At 50.0% G+C, this 17915-nt stretch carries 17 protein-coding genes; 4 read left to right on the top strand and 13 right to left on the bottom strand.

From position 1 onward, the window contains the following. Window positions 1-12: 12 nt before the first annotated feature. Window positions 13-627 (bottom strand): MotA/TolQ/ExbB proton channel family protein, encoded by a 615-nt coding sequence (locus IOQ59_RS08125; protein WP_193952765.1) that lies wholly within the window; start codon window positions 625-627, stop codon window positions 13-15. A 95-nt stretch (window positions 628-722) separates the two neighbouring features. Next, window positions 723-2933 (bottom strand): DNA internalization-related competence protein ComEC/Rec2, encoded by a 2211-nt coding sequence (locus tag IOQ59_RS08120; RefSeq protein WP_193952764.1) that lies wholly within the window; start codon window positions 2931-2933, stop codon window positions 723-725. Window positions 2934-3026: 93 nt separating this feature from the next. Here IOQ59_RS08120 and IOQ59_RS08115 point away from each other — a divergent pair, with 93 nt between their 5' ends. Further along, a complete protein-coding gene (locus tag IOQ59_RS08115; protein ID WP_193952763.1) occupies window positions 3027-3557 on the top strand; it encodes a DUF2062 domain-containing protein in 531 nt (176 codons plus the stop codon). A 55-nt stretch (window positions 3558-3612) separates the two neighbouring features. On the opposite strand, the gene lolD is transcribed toward IOQ59_RS08115, so the two are convergent. Together lolD and IOQ59_RS08105 are read right to left on the bottom strand one after the other, a co-directional pair. Beyond that, window positions 3613-4317, bottom strand: coding sequence for a lipoprotein-releasing ABC transporter ATP-binding protein LolD (gene lolD / locus IOQ59_RS08110; RefSeq protein ID WP_193952762.1), 705 nt, complete (start codon window positions 4315-4317; stop codon window positions 3613-3615). Beyond that, entirely contained in the window at window positions 4310-5557 is a 1248-nt protein-coding gene (locus tag IOQ59_RS08105; RefSeq protein ID WP_193952813.1) for a lipoprotein-releasing ABC transporter permease subunit, read from the bottom strand. The genes lolD and IOQ59_RS08105 overlap by 8 nt, the downstream gene beginning before the upstream one ends. A 110-nt stretch (window positions 5558-5667) precedes the next feature. Here IOQ59_RS08105 and IOQ59_RS08100 point away from each other — a divergent pair, with 110 nt between their 5' ends. Genes IOQ59_RS08100 through IOQ59_RS08090 form a run of 3 tightly spaced genes read left to right on the top strand, consistent with a single transcriptional unit; the run spans window position 5668 to window position 7390 of the window. Next, window positions 5668-6255 (top strand): PilZ domain-containing protein, encoded by a 588-nt coding sequence (locus IOQ59_RS08100; RefSeq protein ID WP_193952761.1) that lies wholly within the window; start codon window positions 5668-5670, stop codon window positions 6253-6255. Then, window positions 6255-7091 carry a DNA replication terminus site-binding protein gene (locus IOQ59_RS08095; protein ID WP_193952760.1) on the top strand — a complete coding sequence of 279 codons (837 nt, stop codon included), beginning with the start codon at window positions 6255-6257 and terminating at the stop codon, window positions 7089-7091. Before IOQ59_RS08100 ends, IOQ59_RS08095 begins: the two co-directional genes overlap by 1 nt. A 17-nt stretch (window positions 7092-7108) precedes the next feature. After that, window positions 7109-7390 carry a hypothetical protein gene (locus IOQ59_RS08090; protein WP_193952759.1) on the top strand — a complete coding sequence of 94 codons (282 nt, stop codon included), beginning with the start codon at window positions 7109-7111 and terminating at the stop codon, window positions 7388-7390. A 54-nt stretch (window positions 7391-7444) separates the two neighbouring features. Here the strand turns inward: IOQ59_RS08090 and sthA are convergent, their stop codons facing one another. The 9 genes from sthA to IOQ59_RS08045 form a co-directional block, all read right to left on the bottom strand. After that, window positions 7445-8845, bottom strand: a complete 1401-nt coding sequence (sthA, locus tag IOQ59_RS08085; protein WP_193952758.1) for a Si-specific NAD(P)(+) transhydrogenase — start codon at window positions 8843-8845, stop codon at window positions 7445-7447. A 280-nt stretch (window positions 8846-9125) separates the two neighbouring features. After that, entirely contained in the window at window positions 9126-10163 is a 1038-nt protein-coding gene (locus IOQ59_RS08080; protein WP_193952757.1) for an FAD:protein FMN transferase, read from the bottom strand. Between the two features lie 6 nt (window positions 10164-10169). Beyond that, the gene (nqrF, locus tag IOQ59_RS08075; RefSeq protein ID WP_193952756.1) at window positions 10170-11396 is read right to left on the bottom strand and encodes an NADH:ubiquinone reductase (Na(+)-transporting) subunit F; all 1227 of its coding nucleotides are present in this window, start codon (window positions 11394-11396) and stop codon (window positions 10170-10172) included. Window positions 11397-11432: 36 nt separating this feature from the next. Next, entirely contained in the window at window positions 11433-12041 is a 609-nt protein-coding gene (nqrE, locus tag IOQ59_RS08070) for an NADH:ubiquinone reductase (Na(+)-transporting) subunit E (RefSeq protein WP_193952755.1), read from the bottom strand. Continuing rightward, window positions 12042-12701, bottom strand: a complete 660-nt coding sequence (locus tag IOQ59_RS08065) for an NADH:ubiquinone reductase (Na(+)-transporting) subunit D (RefSeq protein ID WP_193952754.1) — start codon at window positions 12699-12701, stop codon at window positions 12042-12044. Between the two features lie 3 nt (window positions 12702-12704). Beyond that, window positions 12705-13487, bottom strand: coding sequence for a Na(+)-translocating NADH-quinone reductase subunit C (locus tag IOQ59_RS08060; protein ID WP_193952753.1), 783 nt, complete (start codon window positions 13485-13487; stop codon window positions 12705-12707). Next, the gene (locus IOQ59_RS08055; protein ID WP_193952752.1) at window positions 13477-14688 is read right to left on the bottom strand and encodes an NADH:ubiquinone reductase (Na(+)-transporting) subunit B; all 1212 of its coding nucleotides are present in this window, start codon (window positions 14686-14688) and stop codon (window positions 13477-13479) included. The genes IOQ59_RS08060 and IOQ59_RS08055 overlap by 11 nt, the downstream gene beginning before the upstream one ends. 4 nt (window positions 14689-14692) lie before the next feature. Next, window positions 14693-16036, bottom strand: coding sequence for a Na(+)-translocating NADH-quinone reductase subunit A (locus IOQ59_RS08050; protein ID WP_193952751.1), 1344 nt, complete (start codon window positions 16034-16036; stop codon window positions 14693-14695). Between the two features lie 324 nt (window positions 16037-16360). Beyond that, a complete protein-coding gene (locus tag IOQ59_RS08045) occupies window positions 16361-17794 on the bottom strand; it encodes a glyceraldehyde-3-phosphate dehydrogenase (RefSeq protein WP_193952750.1) in 1434 nt (477 codons plus the stop codon). Between the last annotated feature and the right edge of the window lie 121 nt (window positions 17795-17915).

Below are 17915 nucleotides of genomic sequence, written 5' to 3'. Positions count from 1 at the left end.
GCCTCGCAACACTCAGTCTTCTTCACGCTGACCGTGAATCATCTCGACCAACTTCACGGCCTGCTGTTCCATGGACACCACGAGTGAATCGATTCGACGCAAGAAAAACCGATGAAAGATCAGTGCCGGTATCGCAACGGCCAAACCAGATGCGGTCGTAATCAACGCTTCCGAAATACCGCCGGCCAATACACTGGCATTACCACTACCTTGAATCATGATCTCGTTAAAGACTTTAATCATTCCGATGACGGTACCGAGCAAACCCAGTAATGGTGTAATCGCCGCGATCGTGCCCAACGGACTGAGAAATCGCTCCAACTCATGAATCACTTCCGAGGCAGCCTCTTCAATGCTCTCTTTCATGACATCACGCCCGTGATTGGCGTTTTTGATACCCGCAACCATGATTCGCCCCAACGGACTACTGTTGCGGATCTGAGCCAACTGCTCGGTCTCCAGTTTCTCCATACGGAAAGCAGTCAACAGCTCTCCCAAGAGTTCGGCAGGCGCAACACTGGACGCACGTAAGGTCCACAACCTTTCCAGGCAGATCGCCATCGCAATCACCGAACAGGCTACGATTGGCACCATCAGCCAACCACCCGATTTCACCAGTTCTAACACGTCAACTCAGCCTCTAGCCCAACCTCGAATATCGGGACAATTAAACAAACAACCCCAACGATACTGCGGCTAACTTTATCATAGGCCCGCTCGGCCTAATAGCCTGACCAGAAACGTCTTTTGGTACTCCTCCAAACGTTGGTTGTACACTCCATATCGGGCTTTGATGAAAGATGCACCGCGCCATGTTTAGCGGTATTCACTGATACTCCACCACTATCTGAAACCCGCTGTACGACATCCGCGCTGGGGTGACCAAATCGGCTTGCGTATCCGGCACTAAATACGACAACGGAAGGACGCCAGCGCGCCAGAAAATCAGCACTGCTGCCCGTCTTGCTCCCGTGATGAGACGCGACCAACCAATCCAATGGCCGCTCCGGTTCAACCAGCCTATGCTCGACGTCCGAATCGACATCTCCTGTGAGTAACAAGGAGCACCGACCATCGTCCACCTGAATAACACAAGAACTGTTGTTATCTGAAACCGCCTGATTTCCGCCAGACAATACGGTAAAGCGGACATCTCTCCACTGCCATTGATCTCCCGGGCGACACACATGGTAACGATACCTGCTAGCTAACGCCTGACTCCCTGTCATCCCGCCATCAACCGACACCTGATCCCGGAGCGAGATATGACCTCCCGTGTGATCAAGGTCATCGTGACTCAATACCAGCATATCTACGGCCTGAATCCGCTCAGCAACCAGATAAGGTGCAACCGCATGCACGAATGCATTTTGGCCGCCCGGATATCCCGGACCGGTATCATATAGAAGGGTTTTCTCTCCGACCCGGATCAACACCGCTGTACCTTGGCCAATATCAAACACCCTTACATCGTAACCTTCGGCCACAGGCGATGACCTGATCCCTAGCATCATAGGCAGCCACAACAGAACGCCTACCCAACGCAGCGGAAACCCCTTGGGCTGAAGCACAAGCAATGATCCCAGTAGTGCCAGGCCCAACACATACCATTCGGGGTTTGGCACCCGCCATAGATCTTGCTGAACCTCGGCGCCCAGCCCGATCAACCACCAGAATATTGAGACACTCCCATCAACCACAGGCACCAACAAATCAACATTCAACACTGAGAACAGCAGATCGACGGCGACCAGCATCAGACAGAGTGCGACCAGAGGGATCGCCAAAAGATTAATTATCGGTGCAACAAAGGAGAACCCGCCGAACAACCAAGCCAGCAAAGGCGTCATAGAAAAAAAGATGCCCCATTGCACTCGCCATCCGAGCAGGTCTTTTATCCGATGACCCGCAAACCAGAGCAATGTTGCAACGGCCATAAATGAGAGCCAGAAACCTGTCTGATGAGTGGCAACGGGCGATAGCGTTAAGACCAACACCATAGCGAACCACCAACGTGACCAGAGATCCACATGCCATAGCCGCCATTGCGCAAGCAGAAACACTGCGACCATCACAAAGGCCCGCTGAGTTGGCAAACCTGCACCGGCCATCTGCATATACACAAACGCCACAGAAATGGTCAACCACACACCGACAGGACGAAGGTAATGCGGCATAAGGACATACGACAGAAGACGCACCAGCCCCAGAATGAGCACAACGATAAATCCAATATGCAGCCCACTGATCACCGCGAGATGTATCGTCCCGGTGGCCCTTAGCAGTTGCCACTGATCATTATCAAAACCGTCTCGAATACCTAACGTAATCGCTTTAACCAGCGCCGCAACTGACTCAGAGGCATAACGTGCCTGAATGACCGCCGCCAGCCTTCCCCTCAAACAATCGAGCGCACAGGTATCAGGAGCAGATGACGCGGACACCGCCCGTACATATCCTGTCGCATCAATGCCTTGTGCCAGCAGCCAAAGCTCGTAGTCAAACCCTGCGGGATTGGAAAATCCATGGGGAGGTTTTAATCTCACCTCCAGATCCAATCTCATCCCCGGCGCCACAACCATATCAGGCCGATACCAATTGAGGCGTAATAACCGAGGAAATGCCGAGTGACGTTCAGCGCCTTTAGCCGCAACAAGCGTGTTTGGTTTGAACAAAAATCGTACGTCCTTTCCCCGAAATTCGGGCAGGCCGACGACCTCACCCGTCACGTACCAATCAGACTTAATAGGATCGCTGCTAAGACGATGGGAGATTTGCCAATGACTCCAACCAAAGCTCCATCCCAATCCAATCAAAAACCAGATCAGAGGTGATGGAAGCTTTCGCCAGAACACTATAAATAATAGAGGAATCACTCCCAACCAAAGCGGAGGAAGCGACGGCAGCCAGACAATAGTTGTAATTCCAGCCACATAACAGATCATCCTTGATCTCATCGGTTGGCTTACCTGTAATGAGTATGCATAATACGAGCGTCTTTGGTCACTACTATAAGTGCGACCCCAATGCCACGCAAACTCATCAAAAAGTATATGCCCGACGAGCGCAAGCTCCGAGAGCACAAACATCTCAGCTGGCTCGGACGCCACCTGCATGATCCCAACCTGTGGCACTTAACCCGCAGATCGGTATCTCGTGCGTTTGCGGTCGGCCTGTTTTGCGCTTTCTTGCCAATCCCGGCACAAATGGTCGTTGCCGCGGTCATGGCGGTCTTCTTTCGTAGCAACCTCCCAATCTCAGTGGGACTAGTCTGGCTAACAAATCCGCTGACCATGCCGCCTATCTTCTACGGTGCCTATTTGGTGGGCGATTTTCTCTTGGGCAACCCTGCGGGAAACATCGAGTTTGAACTCTCGATGAGCTGGCTTAGCGAAAGCCTGTCACTGATTTGGTGGCCATTGTTGTTTGGCTCAATCATCTGCGGTGTGATTTTTGGAGCACTGGCATTTTTTGGTATCAATCAGTTCTGGGTATGGCACGTGAATCGCAGCTGGAAGCGCAGAAAAGAAAAAAGCCGCGATATGCGACTTAAATAGTGATTACCGGGCTTCCTATCAACCTGATTGGAAGCCGCATTTAGCTTAACCCGGCCTAACCTTCCAACACCGACTCAGCCTGCTGCTCAAACAATCCACCATCACGTAACTCGAAGACCCTTCCGGTACGATGCGCCAGCTCAAGATCGTGCGTCACAATCACGAATGCGATATTCAAAGTGCGATTTAGCTGCTCTATCAGCAATTGGACATCGTCCGCCGTCTTGCGATCCAGGTTACCGGTAGGCTCATCCATTAGGACACACGCAGGCTGCCCAATCAGTGACCGGGCAATCGCCACACGCTGACGTTCACCTCCGCTGAGTTGAGCAGGCTTATGGGTAACACGCTCAGACAAACCTACGGCAGCCAGCATCTCCGCCGCCCGCTCCCGAATGTCCGAAACCTTGTCCCCGCGCAGCAACAGCGGCATCGCAACGTTTTCCAATGCGGAAAATTCTGGCAAAAGGTGATGAAACTGATAAACAAAACCCAGCTTTTCGTTGCGGATGCGCGCCCGGTTTTTTTCTGATTGCTCATGCAGATCTTTACCACCAACGCACATACGTCCGCTGGAGGGCACGTCCAAGCCGCCCAGAATATTCAGTAGCGTACTTTTACCTGACCCTGACTGCCCAACGATCGCAACACGCTCTCCAGGCTCCAGTGCAAAATTCAGATTATCCAATACCTTCAATTCGTGACCGCCTTCGCGATACACACGCGAAACGCTCTCGGCGAGCAAGATCGGCTCACTCATAACGCAAAGCCTCCGCAGGATGAGTTTTCGCTGCGCGATATGCCGGATAAATAGTTGCCAGAAAACTAATTACTAACGCCGTACCGCAGATCGTAAAGACATCAGGCCACTGCAGGTCAGATGGTAGGTAACTGATGAAGTAAACATCCGCATTCAGGAACTGTATACCAAAGGTACGCTCCACCCACGCCACCAGATCCGATATGGTCAGCGCCAGAGTAATTCCCAGCGCCCCACCCAATAACGTACCGATAATGCCGATCAACGTACCTTGCACCATGAAGATGCGCATAATTCTGCCCTTAGTGGCGCCCAGTGTGCGTAGAATTGCCACATCAGCCTTCTTATCGGTAACGACCATCACCAATGTTGAAACGATGTTAAATGCCGCTACCAGAACGATAAGGAACAACAACAATCCGATCATTCGCTTTTCCAGCTGAATTGCCTGAAACAAGTTGCCATGGGTACGCGTCCAATCGCTGGTCCGATAGTAACCATCAAGTCCATTTGCGATTTCGCGAGCCTTTTGCGGCGCTGTGAAGAGATCATCAAATTTGAGTCGGATACCGTCGACGACATCTTCACGATACCGCTTAATTTTTGCTGCATCCCCCATAGAGATATACGCCAGCGAAGCATCAAGCTCAGCGCCAACCTCAAACGTACCCACCACGGTAAAGCGTTTAAGGCGAGGCACCATCCCCGCAACACTCACAGTCGCCTCAGGCAGAACCAGCGTCACTTTATCGCCAACCCGCACACCCAGGTACCGCGCTAGCAGATCACCCAAGACGATGCCAAACCGCTGTGTGTTTAACGTATCCAAAGAGCCGGTTTTAATATGATTTGCAAGAATGGAAACCTTTCGTTCGCTCGACGGATCAATACCATACACCATCACCCCCCGCACAACGCCGCGATTGGTGAGCATCCCCTGTGCCTGAATAAATGGTGCTGATGCCTGTACACTTGGGCTCTGATCCACACCACTTTGCACAGACTGCCAGTCCGTCATCGGGCGACCTAGCTCAGTAATAGTCGCGTGCGGCACCATACCCAGAATTCGCTGTTTGAGTTCACGATCAAACCCGTTCATAACGGAAAGTACAACGATGAGTGCAGCTACACCAAGCATTAAGCCAAGCATTGAAGCCAGAGAGATGAAAGAGATGAAATGGTTGCTTCGCTTTGCAGCGGTATAACGCAAACCGACGTATAACGATAGAGGCTTAAACATGGCCGGATTAAAGCATAGAAAGGACATTTTCTCTAACAAATTCAGTGAAATATTGGTTATACTCGATCCAAGAATTACATCAGACCAGTGCTTTGATTAGGGCTATTTGGATGCAAGAACAGGAACGCCGTAAGTTTTTCCGTATTGATCATCAGGTATCGATTGAGCTAAAAACCATCAGCGCAGAGGAGATTGCCAAAAACCCTACGCCGGTTCAGTTTGAAGTCTCACCCTACTTCCTCCTCTTGAGTCAGTTGCAGGATCTCGATACTGAAGGTGATCACCTACTTCGAAAAATCGCGGAGAAAGATGCCAACACTGCCGCTTTCTTGCAGCTCATGCACCGTAAAATTGATACGATTGCCAAAGCTGTCGCGGTAAACGGTATCGAGCTGGAACAAATTCTTTCTCAGGAGATCAACCTGTCTGAAGGCGGGATGATGTTCGAATATCCTGATACATTTGAGATGGACCAGCACCTCGCAATCAAACTGATATTCCCTGAAACCTGCATCGGCCTCCTGCTGTACGCTAAAGTTTGTCGTCTGATCCCAATGCCAAACGGCCACTATAAAGTGGGCATCGAGTTTATTCGTATGCCAGAAAGTTGCCGCGTACTATTGGCACGTCAAGTGATGTTATTGCAAAGCCAACAGCGCCGACGCGAGCGTCTGAGCACCGAGCAAAGCGACGACTAATGAATACTCTGGAGCTTTCGATCATCGAAAGCTTTGAACTGATGCACGAAAATCTGCAGCAGCTCGCAACACAGCTGCTGCGGGAAAAGCCTCGCTGCTGGCTTCCCTGCTCAACCACCCCTCATCAAGATTTGGCTACTCTTTACACCGACATCTGGTATCAGGACGGGCATGACGGGCGTGAGACCCGGAGCCAATGGGGACTTGTTGGTTGTAGCGACGAACTTATTACCCAAGCCACTGTAACCAATCAGCAAAAAAACACCTTTAAAGCCGCCATTCAAAGATACAAAAAACATACTGGCGCACTACCGGGCGAACTCCTACAAAAACGCTCACGCATACTGGCAGAGAAACTTAACCGCACAGGCTTGGCAAGGCTGCATTTAAAGCAGTGCTACCGACTACTCCCGATACTGGAAAATACACCTTCACAGGTTGGCTTCAGCTGGTACACAAGTGGCCGCAGCATTAAAAAACTAACCGTAGCACAAGCCGAAGCGATGCTGCTTAAATTGGATACAAGCCAGCCTCATGTTCAGATTCAACTGCAATCCTTAGGCAACCTAAAGCCCGGCGAACTACTGGCCCAACTGCAACCGCAAGTACCCGTCATGAGAGCCAACGCTGTATGGAAAGGAAAGGCCCATACTTTACGCAAAGCACGAAACTGCCCATTACCCATTCTATTTCCACTTTCCGCCAACCAGCCGTTTCCAGAGCACAACGAACCTGATATAAACCCACCTGAAAAGAGACAACGAATGGAGCGCCGGGACCTTCAAATCAATCCCGACCCATTTTTGCCTAGCCTTCGTATTCATCGCTATAACTAAACACCAGGTACTTCATTATGACCAGACAAAACCTCCTCCATCATATTGCCACGGCAATTGGCTTCTTGGGCCTGATGGCATGGTACTTGGGTGCACGCGAGCTGGGGCTATTTGACTGGGCGGTTGAACTCGCGCCTGAAGGCCATGAAGGCGCAGGACTGATGGTTGGCATTATGGTCGCAATGACGCCCGGCTTTTTCCTGTGGAAGCTATGGGTGCGCTGGAGCGAAAAGAAATTAGGTATTACTGGGAAGTATTACGAAGACGGTTTCTACAAAGATCCACCGAAAAAGAAATAACCTCCTGAAACAAAAAAACCGGCACTAGGCCGGTTTTTTTGTTTCAGCGCTCAATCAAAGATTGGCAATACGGTTCAAACCGGCAATTGCGGCCACACGATACGCTTCAGCCATCGTTGGATAGTTGAACGTTGTGTTCACAAAATACTTAATCGTATTCGCTTCACCTTCCTGCGCCATAATCGCTTGCCCGATATGCACGATCTCAGATGCCTGATCGCCAAAGCAGTGAATGCCCAGAATTTGGAGAGTTTCGCGATGGAACAGGATCTTCAACATACCCACCGGCTGGCCGGAGATCTGGGCACGTGCAGTATCCTTAAAGAACGCCTGACCGGCTTCGTACGGCACACACTCCGCTGTCAGCTCTTCTTCAGTTTTACCAATAGAGCTAATTTCCGGGATTGTATAGATACCAGTAGGCACCTCATTGATATAACGGAAGTCGTCTCCACTCAACATATCAGCTGCCGCCGCACGACCCTGATCCAGCGCAGCCGAAGCGAGACTTGGCCAACCAATTACGTCACCCACTGCATAAATGCCGTCCGTAGACGTGCGGTAGTGCTCATCAATCTCTAGCTGGCCGCGGCTGTTTGCATCCAGCCCAATCGTTTCAAGGCCCAGATTATCAGTATTACCCGTACGACCGTTACACCACAGGAAAGCATCCGCACGAATCTTCTTACCGGATTTGAGGGTCAGAACTACACCGTTGCTGTCACCCTCTACCGACTCATATTCTTCGTTATGTCGGATCTTCACCGCGTTATTGCGCAAGTGGTAACTCAAGGCATCCGAAATCTCTCCATCAAGGAACGACAACAGGCGGTCGCGGTTATCAATCAGATCAACCTTTACACCTAAGCCGCTGAAAATGGAGGCGTACTCACAACCAATAACACCCGCTCCGTAAATAATCATAGTGCGCGGTGTATGGCTCAGCTTCAAGATTGTGTCTGAGCTATAGATACGCGGGTGCTTGAAGTCAATATCGCTCGGACAATACGGACGAGAACCACTTGCGATGATGATGTTCTTGGCACGTAGCGTCTCTGTGCCTTTTGAAGTACCACTTACCTGAATCGTGTTCTTGTCCTGAAAGCGTGCACGACCAAAGAAAACATCAATACGGTTACGTGCATAGAAGTTAGTACGCAACACAACCTGATTGGAGATAACTTTCTCAGCGCGTTTCAGTACCTTAGGGAAAGAGAACCAGCGCGGCTCACCAATGTCTCGGAACATTGGGTTAGTGTTAAACTCGATGATCTGTTTAACGGAATGACGCAACGCCTTTGAGGGGATAGTACCTTTGTGCGTGCAGTTACCACCCACCAGATCCTGTTCCTCTACTACAGCTACCCGGCGACCATGTTTAGCAGCATTCATCGCTGCCCCTTCGCCAGCCGGGCCGGAACCGATCACAATGACATCGTAGTCATAAACAGCCATCACTTTCCCCTTAGATAATCGTTATTATCCTGTTGTTTTAATTAGTACGTCAGTCTATGCCGCACTGCACCAAGCTTAACTCGCTGCAATACAACCAAAACATTAGCCTTTAGATTTACCCCGAAAACCATAGCCGCTGACGGCATAAACCGGCGCACGTTTATAGCTTTAGGCGATTACTCTGTGTCGCTTTTTTCTCCACCAGACAAACCACTTAATCGGCAAGCTGATAGATCATTATCTTTATCCAACCCCTTACCTTAGGAGTTAAATACAAATCTTACTTAGCCAGATATTTCTTAAACCCTGGCGTGATAACTTCTTCAAATCCATTACCGCTTTTACGGATAAACAATGCATTAATTCGATGCTGCATCGCATATTCGTAGCCACGTTCAGTCCCCATCACCATAAATGCCGTCGCTAACGCATCAGCTTCCGCACATGTAGAGGCCAGCACAGTCACAGAAGCCAAACTGTGTTTAATCGGCGCGCCCGTTGCGGGATCAATAGTATGAGAGAACCGCACGCCGTTTTCTTCGAAATAGTTACGATAATCACCAGATGTAGCGATCGCTATATCCTGAACATTGATAATACGCTGCACACTTCGAGTGGACGCATCAGGCGTTTCTATCGCTATACGCCAGTCCTTCCCTCCGGGCTTTAAGCCCTTTGCGCGCAACTCCCCTCCAACCTCGACCAAATATCGCGTAATGCCTTGCTCTTCTAGCAATGATGCGACCCGGTCAACTGCGTAACCTTTAGCAACAGCAGAGAGGTCTATATAGAGATCAGCGACAGCTTTTTTCACCTGTTGCCGCTCAGGATTCAAACCAACCTTCTGATAGCCAACACGCGCTCTTTGCGTTTCTATCTGGGACTCTACCGGCGCTTTAACAACCCGTCCATCAGGCCCAAACCCCCAAAGATTGACCAGTGGACCCACGGTAACATCAAACGCGCCACCCGTCTGTTCACTAATCGCTGTCGACAGGCGTAGAACATCGTACAGACCCGCTGACAACGGCATCCAGTTGGTACTTTCAGATTGGTTTAGTTGTGATAATTCGGAGGTTTTAATATAGGTGGACATGCTTTGATTGATGTCCTTGAGCACAGCCTCGACCGAAGCATGTACCTTTTGAGTACCCTCATCCCTGGATACCCATTTTACTGCGTAGCTCGTACCCATCGTCAGGCCTTGAACAGACCGGACTTCGTCCTTGGCTTGCTGACAACCCGTAATTACAAAAATGGCCAGCAGCAATGCTGCCGGCCATTTTACGAGTTTCAACTGTTTAAACAGTTTACTCATCCGTGGTTAGCCACCAAAGTCATCCAGGAAGATGTTTTCGCGCTCAACACCCAGATCCAACAGCATCTGAATTACCGCGGAGTTCATCATTGGCGGTCCACACATGTAGTACTCACAATCTTCCGGAGCATCATGATCCTTCAGATAGTTTTCGTACAGCACGTTATGGATGAAGCCCGTCATTCCGTCCCAGTTATCTTCTGGAAGCGGATCAGACAGTGCCAGATGCCAGTCGAAGTTTTCATTCTCTGCTGCGAGCATGTCGTATTCGTCGTTGTAGAACGACTCACGCATAGAGCGCGCACCATACCAGAAAGAAATCTTACGCGTAGCGTTCAGACGCTTCAGCTGGTCAAAGATATGTGAGCGCATTGGCGCCATACCCGCACCACCACCGATGAAGACCATTTCAGATTCGTTTTCAGAGGCGAAGAACTCACCAAACGGACCGTAAACATCAATGGTATCACCCGGATTCAGGCTGAACACATAAGAAGACATCTGACCCGGCGGGAAGTCGGTTCCCGGTGGCGGAGATGCAACACGGATGTTGAATTTAACAACACCACGCTCTTCAGGGTAGTTCGCCATGGAGTATGCACGAATAACCGGCTCAGTAACCTTAGAGGTGTACTGCCAAAGATTGAATTTATCCCAATCTTCGCGATATTCCTCGTCGATAGAGAAGTCCTTATAGTGAACTTCGTGAGCAGGCGCTTCCAGCTGCACATAACCACCCGCACGGAAGTCAACGTTTTCACCTTCAGGCAGACGCAGGGTCAGCTCTTTGATGAACGTTGCTACGTTCGGGTTGGACTCAACAGTACAGGTCCACTTCTTAACACCAAAGATCTCTTCTTCCAGCTCAATTTCCATGTCTTGCTTAACAGCAACCTGACAGGAAAGGCGCCAGCCTTCTTTAGCTTCACGCATGGTGAAGTGAGATTCTTCAGTTGGCAGCATAGAGCCGCCTCCATCCAATACCTGACACGAGCACTGTGCACAGGTACCGCCGCCACCACACGCAGATGGTACGAAGATACCCGCGCTTGCCAGTGTCTGCAGCAACTTGCCGCCAGCAGGTACAGTAATTGCTTTTTCCGGATCGTCGTTAATGTTGATCGTTACGTCGCCGGAACTAACCAGTTTTGAGCGGGCTGCCAGAATGACCGCGACCAGTACAAGTACCACCACGGTAAACATAACAACGCCGAGAACGATTTCAGCATTCATAGGCTTATTCCATTCCTCTTCTTATCGTTCCAGCTTTTACAGCTGCACACCGGAGAAAGACATGAAACCCAGGGACATCAGACCAACAGTTACGAAGGTGATACCCAGGCCACGTAAACCGTCCGGTACGTCGCTGTATTTAAGCTTTTCACGAATACCCGCCAACGCAGTGATAGCCAGAGCCCAGCCAACACCTGCACCAACACCATAAACCACGGACTCACTGAAGGTGTAGTCACGCTCAACCATGAACAGGGCCGCACCCATAATTGCACAGTTTACGGTGATCAGCGGCAGGAATACGCCCAGTGCGTTGTACAGCGCCGGTACGTACTTATCCAGAAACATTTCCAGAATCTGTACGATCGCTGCGATAACGCCGATGTAGGAGATGTAACCCAGGAAGCTCAGATCAACTTCCGGGTAACCCGCCCACGCCAGTGCGCCTTCTTTCAGAAGCAGGTTAAAGATCAGGTTGTTAACCGGCGTTGTGATCGCCAATACAACGATTACAGCAATACCCAGACCCAGTGCAGTCTGTACCTTCTTGGAGATCGCCAAGAAAGTACACATACCCAGGAAGAACGCCAGGGCCATGTTTTCTACGAAGATCGCCTTAATAGCAAGGCTGATATACTGTTCCATTTACGCAGCCTCCTTCTTAGTATTTTTAGCCAGTTCGAAATCTGGTTTCTCAACCTGAGATTTATCCCAAGTACGCAGAATCCAGATGAACGCACCAATCAGGAAGAATGCGGATGGAGGCAGCAACATCATACCGTTTGCCTGATACCAACCACCGTTGTTGACCAGAGGCAGGATCTCGATACCAAACAGACTACCGGAACCAAACAGCTCGCGGAAGAAAGCGACAAAGATCAGTACCGCACCGTAACCCAGACCGTTACCGATACCGTCCATAAAGGAGATACCCGGTGGGTTCTGCATAGCAAATGCTTCTGCACGACCCATTACGATACAGTTGGTAATGATCAAACCAACGAATACAGAAAGCTGCTTAGATACATCGTAAGCGTATGCTTTCAGGATCTGGTCCACCACGATTACCAGAGAAGCAATGATCGTCATCTGACAGATGATTCGAATATTGCTTGGGATATGGTTACGGATGATAGATACAAACAGGTTAGAAAACGCAGTTACGGCAATTACCGCCAGCGTCATAACCATTGCAGTATTCAGGTTGGAAGTTACCGCAAGAGCGGAGCAGACACCCAGAATCTGCAGCGCAATCGGGTTGTTTCGTCCAACCGGATTTAACAGAACTTCTTTAGATGCAGACATGGTTTACACCTCCCCTGCTTTCAGGTTGGCCAGGAAGGTCGCGTAACCGTTCTCGCCCATCCAGAATTGAACCAGATTTGTAACACCAATACTGGTTAGCGTCGCACCGGCCAGACCATCAATCTGGTGCTCAGCACCTGGCGCACCCGGAATCGCAGTACCCTTGATCAGGCCCAGCTTAGGTTCGGTAGAACCCTCTGGGTATACCTTCTTACCCGGCCACAGCGCTTTCCACTTAGGGTTATCAACCTCACCACCCAGTCCAGGCGTTTCCGCGTGTGCGTAGAAACCCAGACCAATTACAGTGTTCAGGTCACCTTCCAGTGCCAGGAAACCGTACAAGGTAGACCAGAGACCGTAACCATGTACTGGCAGTACAACCTTCTCGAGCTGGCCATCTTTTTCTACCATATAGACAGGCATGTATTTAGCCTGACGCTTGATAGACGCGATGTCAGTCGAACGCTCCAGTTTTACAGACAGGGCAGGATCTTTCGCTGCTTTGTTAGCATCGTAAGTTGCCGCATCAACTGCGTCTGTGTACTTACCGGTTTCCATATCAACGATTTTGGTCTTGATGCGCTCATCAAACAGCTTGATAACGTCCTGACCTGCGTAATCGATATTCGCAGCGGCCAGAATGTTACTTTTACGGTCAAGCTCTTTGTTCGCGACCTGGATCGGTTTCAGCAGTACTGCTGCTGCGGAGACGATAACGGAGCAGACTACGCACAGCAGAACTGTAACGGTAATTGTTTTACCGATTGTGTCTTTATTAGCCGACATTGCGTGCCATCCTCCGTTTAATATTCGCCTGAACAACAAAGTTATCGATCAGCGGTGCAAACAGGTTCGCGAACAGAATCGCCAGCATCATTCCCTCTGGGAACGCCGGGTTAACCACACGAATCAGTACAACCATCACACCGATCAAAGCACCGAAGTACCATTTACCTTTGTTCGTCATGGATGCAGATACCGGATCGGTTGCCATGAAGAACATACCGAATGCAAAGCCACCCAGCACCAGATGCCAGTAGAACGGCATAGAGAACATTGGGTTAGTATCGGAACCGATGATATTCAGCAGCGTAGACATCGCAACCATACCCAGCATTACACCGGCTACGATCCGCCATGCGGCCACTTTAGCTATCAATAGAACCGCACCACCCATCGCTATCGCCAGCGTGGATACTTCACCTACAGAACCCGGAATCGTACCAATGAACGCATCGAACCAAGTAATGCTCTGTGCAAGGATCGCATCAACACCGCCCAATGCAGCCAGACCCAACGGCGTAGCGCCGGAGAAACCGTCTACAGCAGTCCAGATCGCATCGCCGGACATCTGCGCAGGATATGCGAAGAAGAGGAAGGCACGACCTGTCAAAGCAGGGTTAAGGAAGTTCTTACCAGTACCACCAAATACCTCTTTACCAACAACCACACCGAAGCTAATGCCCAGTGCAACCTGCCAGAGAGGAACAGTAGGAGGAAGAATCAGACAGAACAGGATAGAAGTAACAAAGAAACCTTCGTTGACTTCGTGACCACGTTTCATCGCAAACAGCACTTCCCAGAAACCGCCCACTACAAAGGTCACAATGTAGATCGGCAGCCAATAGGCAGCACCGTGAATCACGTTATCCCATATTGAATTTGGATCAAAGCTGGTGAGCGCACCCGCGATTGCACCCTGCCAGGTAGACGCTTCCGTCAAACCCAGAGATGCCATTGCAGTGTTCGCCTGCAAACCAACGTTATACATACCCATGAATACTGCAGGGAATGTACACATCCATACCAGAATCATCATGCGTTTTAGATCAACCGCATCACGTACGTGAGCAGCTGTCTTAGTCACATGACCTGGTGTGTAGAAAATAGTATCCGCTGCTTCATACAGCGCGTACCAGTTTTCGTATTTGCCGCCTTTATGGAAATGCGGCTCCATTTTATCAAGAACGTTTCTTAGGCTCTTCATATGATCAGGCCTCCTTCTCGATACGTGTCAGGTTATCGCGCAGGATCGGACCATACTCATACTTACCCGGACAGGCAAAAGTACAGAGAGCAAGATCTTCTTCATCGAGTTCCAGACAGCCCAACTGCATGGCAGTCACGATGTCGCCAGTTACCAGCGCACGCAACAACTGAGTTGGCAGGATATCCAGTGGCATCATCTCTTCGAACTGGCCTACAGGCACCATCGCACGTTCAGAGCCATGAGTAGTCGTGGTGAAGTCAAATTGCTTACTGCCACGATTCAGGAAAGAGGTGAAGACATTCAGAACGGAGAACTTATTCGACCCCGGCAACAGCCAGCCAATAAATTCACGCTCATCGCCTTCTTCAAGCACAGAAATCTGGTTCGCATAACGACCGAGATACCCGAAAGCACCGTTCGCTGCGCGACCATTCCATACAGAACCACTGATCACACGGTTGTTATCACCTTTAGTGATGCCCACCAGCAGATCATCCAGATTAGCACCCATACGCGCACGCAACAGACCTGCGCGATACGCCATAGGACCACCCAGAGCAACAACGCGATCGGTAAAGATACGACCGGAAGTAAACAGATGACCCACTGCGATCACATCCTGATAACCAATCGTCCAAACTGTCTTAGTCTGAGATACCGGTTCAAGGAAGTGAATGTGCGTTCCCGCATTACCCGCTGGGTGAGGACCATCAAATTCTTCTACAGTCACACCATCAGTGGTAGGGATATTTGCACCAGGCGCCTTACACAGATAAACATTCTTATCTGCCAGCTTACGCAGCACTTTTAAGCCGTTAACGAACGCTTCACTCTGTTCAGCGATAAAGATCGCCGGATCAGCTGCCAATGGATTGGTATCCATTGCAGTGACAAATACAGAATGCGCGGTTGTACCCGGCTGTGGCACTCGGCTAAAAGGACGGGTCCGCAGAGCGGTCCACATACCAGACTCAACCAGATTCTCCTGTACCTGTTCGGTAGTCAGAGAGTCCAACTGAGACGCTTCGTATTTCGCAAACTCTACTGCTTCTTCGTTGTCATCCAGTTCGATTACAACAGACTGCAGTACACGACGTTCGCCACGGTTAATTTCTTTGACAACGCCTGCTCCAGGCGCGGTGTATTTAACACCTTCTGTCTTCTTGTCGGAAAAGATCACTTGACCGAGTTTTACTCGATCTCCTACCTTGACGGCCATAGTCGGCTTCATGCCAACATAATCAGAGCCAATCACGGCGACCGAACGCACTTCCGGGGAGCCAGAAATAGTCTGCTCCGGTGCGCCCGTAATCGGTAGATCCAGACCTTGTTTGATCTTGATCATTCGCCTCACCCAATCACGTTATAGTTTTCAGGAACCCCGTTTCACTTTGTGCAGTTTTCGCACAGCTGTCCCCGCCTGCAAAAAAACATGCTTTTAAGTTGTTATCGAAACGAAGCAAACCCAACCCAAAAATCCGAATAAGTATACCTGAGCGGCATGTCCTTTTTCTACAAACCCAGTTTTTTATCCTTCTGCTTTCGTTCACCATTCGTACAAGTCGGATAGACGGATATTTCATATACTTATAACCATTGCGAATATAGAGCATTTGATAATAAAAAAGGCCGCTACAAGAGCGACCTTTTATTCAGAAGTAAGAAAGACTTACTTTGCGCTTGGGAACGCTGGCAGCGTACAAGCAGCCATCTTCTGAACCATACGAATAACCTGGCAGCTGTAACCAAATTCATTGTCGTACCATACGTAAAGTACGCAACGCTTATCGTCAGCAATTGTAGCCAGAGCATCAACTACGCCCGCAGCACGAGAACCAACAAAATCGCTGGATACAGCTTCAGGAGAGTTACTGTAGTCGATCTGCTTCTGCAGAACACCGTGCAGCGCAGCTTCACGCAATGTTGCGTTCAACTCGTCTTTATTGGTTGCGGAACCCAGGTTCAGGTTCAGAATCGCCATAGAAACGTTTGGCGTAGGTACGCGAATCGCGTTACCTGTCAGCTTACCTTCCATCTCAGGCAGCGCCTTAGAGACAGCTTTAGCCGCACCCGTTTCGGTCAGAACCATATTCAGACCCGCCGCACGACCACGACGATCACCTTTGTGGTAGTTATCGATCAGGTTCTGGTCATTGGTGTAAGCATGAACCGTTTCAACGTGACCATTTTCAACACCGTAGGTGTCGCTCAGTACTTTCAGTACCGGCGTGATCGCATTGGTAGTACAAGATGCAGCGGACAGGATCTTATCGTCAGCAGCGATATCGCCATCGTTAACACCCATTACGATGTTCTTGATGCCTTTACCCGGCGCAGTCAGAACAACACGGGAAACACCTTTCGCACGTGTATGCAGAGACAGACCGTCTTCATCACGCCACTTACCCGTGTTATCGATAACGATAGCATTGTTAATGCCGTACGCGGTGTAATCGATAGTGTCTGGCGCGTCAGCAGTGATCACTTTGATCATGTTGCCGTTTGCGATCAGTGCGTGGTTTTCTTCGTCAACCTGAATAGTACCTTTGAAGGAACCGTGAACAGAATCGCGACGCAACAGACTCGCACGCTTTTCCAGGTCATTTGCAGCATTACCCTTACGCACAACAATCGCACGCAAACGCAGCGCCTGACCACCACCGGTACGCTCAATCAGCAGGCGTGCCAGAAGACGACCGATACGACCGAAACCGTACAGTACGATATCAGTACCTTCGCGCTCGGTACCTTCAACCGCTTCAGCCAGCTCATCTTTCAGGAAAGCTTCCAGATCACGGCCGTTCGCTTCTTCACGGAACTTAACAGCCAGCTTACCCGCATCGATGTGCGCGTTCTTAATACCCATTGCCTGAACAGATGCCAGCACAGGATAAGTATCGTGAACTGTCACTTCCTGATCTTCAACCTGACGCGCAAAACGATGCGCTTTCAAGATATCGATCACGGAACGTTTAATGATCAGACGACCAAAAACAGAAGATTCGATGTTGTTATCACGATACAGACCACCGATCAGCGGCACCATCGCTTCAGCTTTAGCTTCGCGCTCCTTCCAGTCAGCGAAAACTTTTTCTTGGCTCACAGGCAACTCCAGTTAACTTCAACGCTCAAAAATTAATGCGCACATTATCCTATTTTCCGCACCTGCGAGCAAACCCCCAATTAATATACTTTCGCACGATCCCGCCCACTTGTTCCGATAG

The organism is Pontibacterium sinense (assembly GCF_015209595.1).
Classification (GTDB): domain Bacteria; phylum Pseudomonadota; class Gammaproteobacteria; order Pseudomonadales; family Balneatricaceae; genus Pontibacterium; species Pontibacterium sinense.
This window is presented reverse-complemented; position numbering and strand designations above follow the sequence as displayed.

Excerpts from the sequence above, each read along its gene's own strand:
- IOQ59_RS08115 (WP_193952763.1), top strand. The coding sequence starts at position 3,027 with ATGCCACGCAAACTCATCAAAAAGTATATGCCCGACGAGCGCAAGCTC.
- lolD (WP_193952762.1), bottom strand. The coding sequence starts at position 4,317 with ATGAGTGAGCCGATCTTGCTCGCCGAGAGCGTTTCGCGTGTGTATCGC.
- IOQ59_RS08105 (WP_193952813.1), bottom strand. The coding sequence starts at position 5,557 with ATGTTTAAGCCTCTATCGTTATACGTCGGTTTGCGTTATACCGCTGCA.
- IOQ59_RS08100 (WP_193952761.1), top strand. The coding sequence starts at position 5,668 with ATGCAAGAACAGGAACGCCGTAAGTTTTTCCGTATTGATCATCAGGTA.
- IOQ59_RS08095 (WP_193952760.1), top strand. The coding sequence starts at position 6,255 with ATGAATACTCTGGAGCTTTCGATCATCGAAAGCTTTGAACTGATGCAC.
- IOQ59_RS08090 (WP_193952759.1), top strand. The coding sequence starts at position 7,109 with ATGACCAGACAAAACCTCCTCCATCATATTGCCACGGCAATTGGCTTC.
- sthA (WP_193952758.1), bottom strand. The coding sequence starts at position 8,845 with ATGGCTGTTTATGACTACGATGTCATTGTGATCGGTTCCGGCCCGGCT.
- IOQ59_RS08080 (WP_193952757.1), bottom strand. The coding sequence starts at position 10,163 with ATGAGTAAACTGTTTAAACAGTTGAAACTCGTAAAATGGCCGGCAGCA.
- nqrF (WP_193952756.1), bottom strand. The coding sequence starts at position 11,396 with ATGAATGCTGAAATCGTTCTCGGCGTTGTTATGTTTACCGTGGTGGTA.
- nqrE (WP_193952755.1), bottom strand. The coding sequence starts at position 12,041 with ATGGAACAGTATATCAGCCTTGCTATTAAGGCGATCTTCGTAGAAAAC.
- IOQ59_RS08065 (WP_193952754.1), bottom strand. The coding sequence starts at position 12,701 with ATGTCTGCATCTAAAGAAGTTCTGTTAAATCCGGTTGGACGAAACAAC.
- IOQ59_RS08060 (WP_193952753.1), bottom strand. The coding sequence starts at position 13,487 with ATGTCGGCTAATAAAGACACAATCGGTAAAACAATTACCGTTACAGTT.
- IOQ59_RS08055 (WP_193952752.1), bottom strand. The coding sequence starts at position 14,688 with ATGAAGAGCCTAAGAAACGTTCTTGATAAAATGGAGCCGCATTTCCAT.
- IOQ59_RS08050 (WP_193952751.1), bottom strand. The coding sequence starts at position 16,036 with ATGATCAAGATCAAACAAGGTCTGGATCTACCGATTACGGGCGCACCG.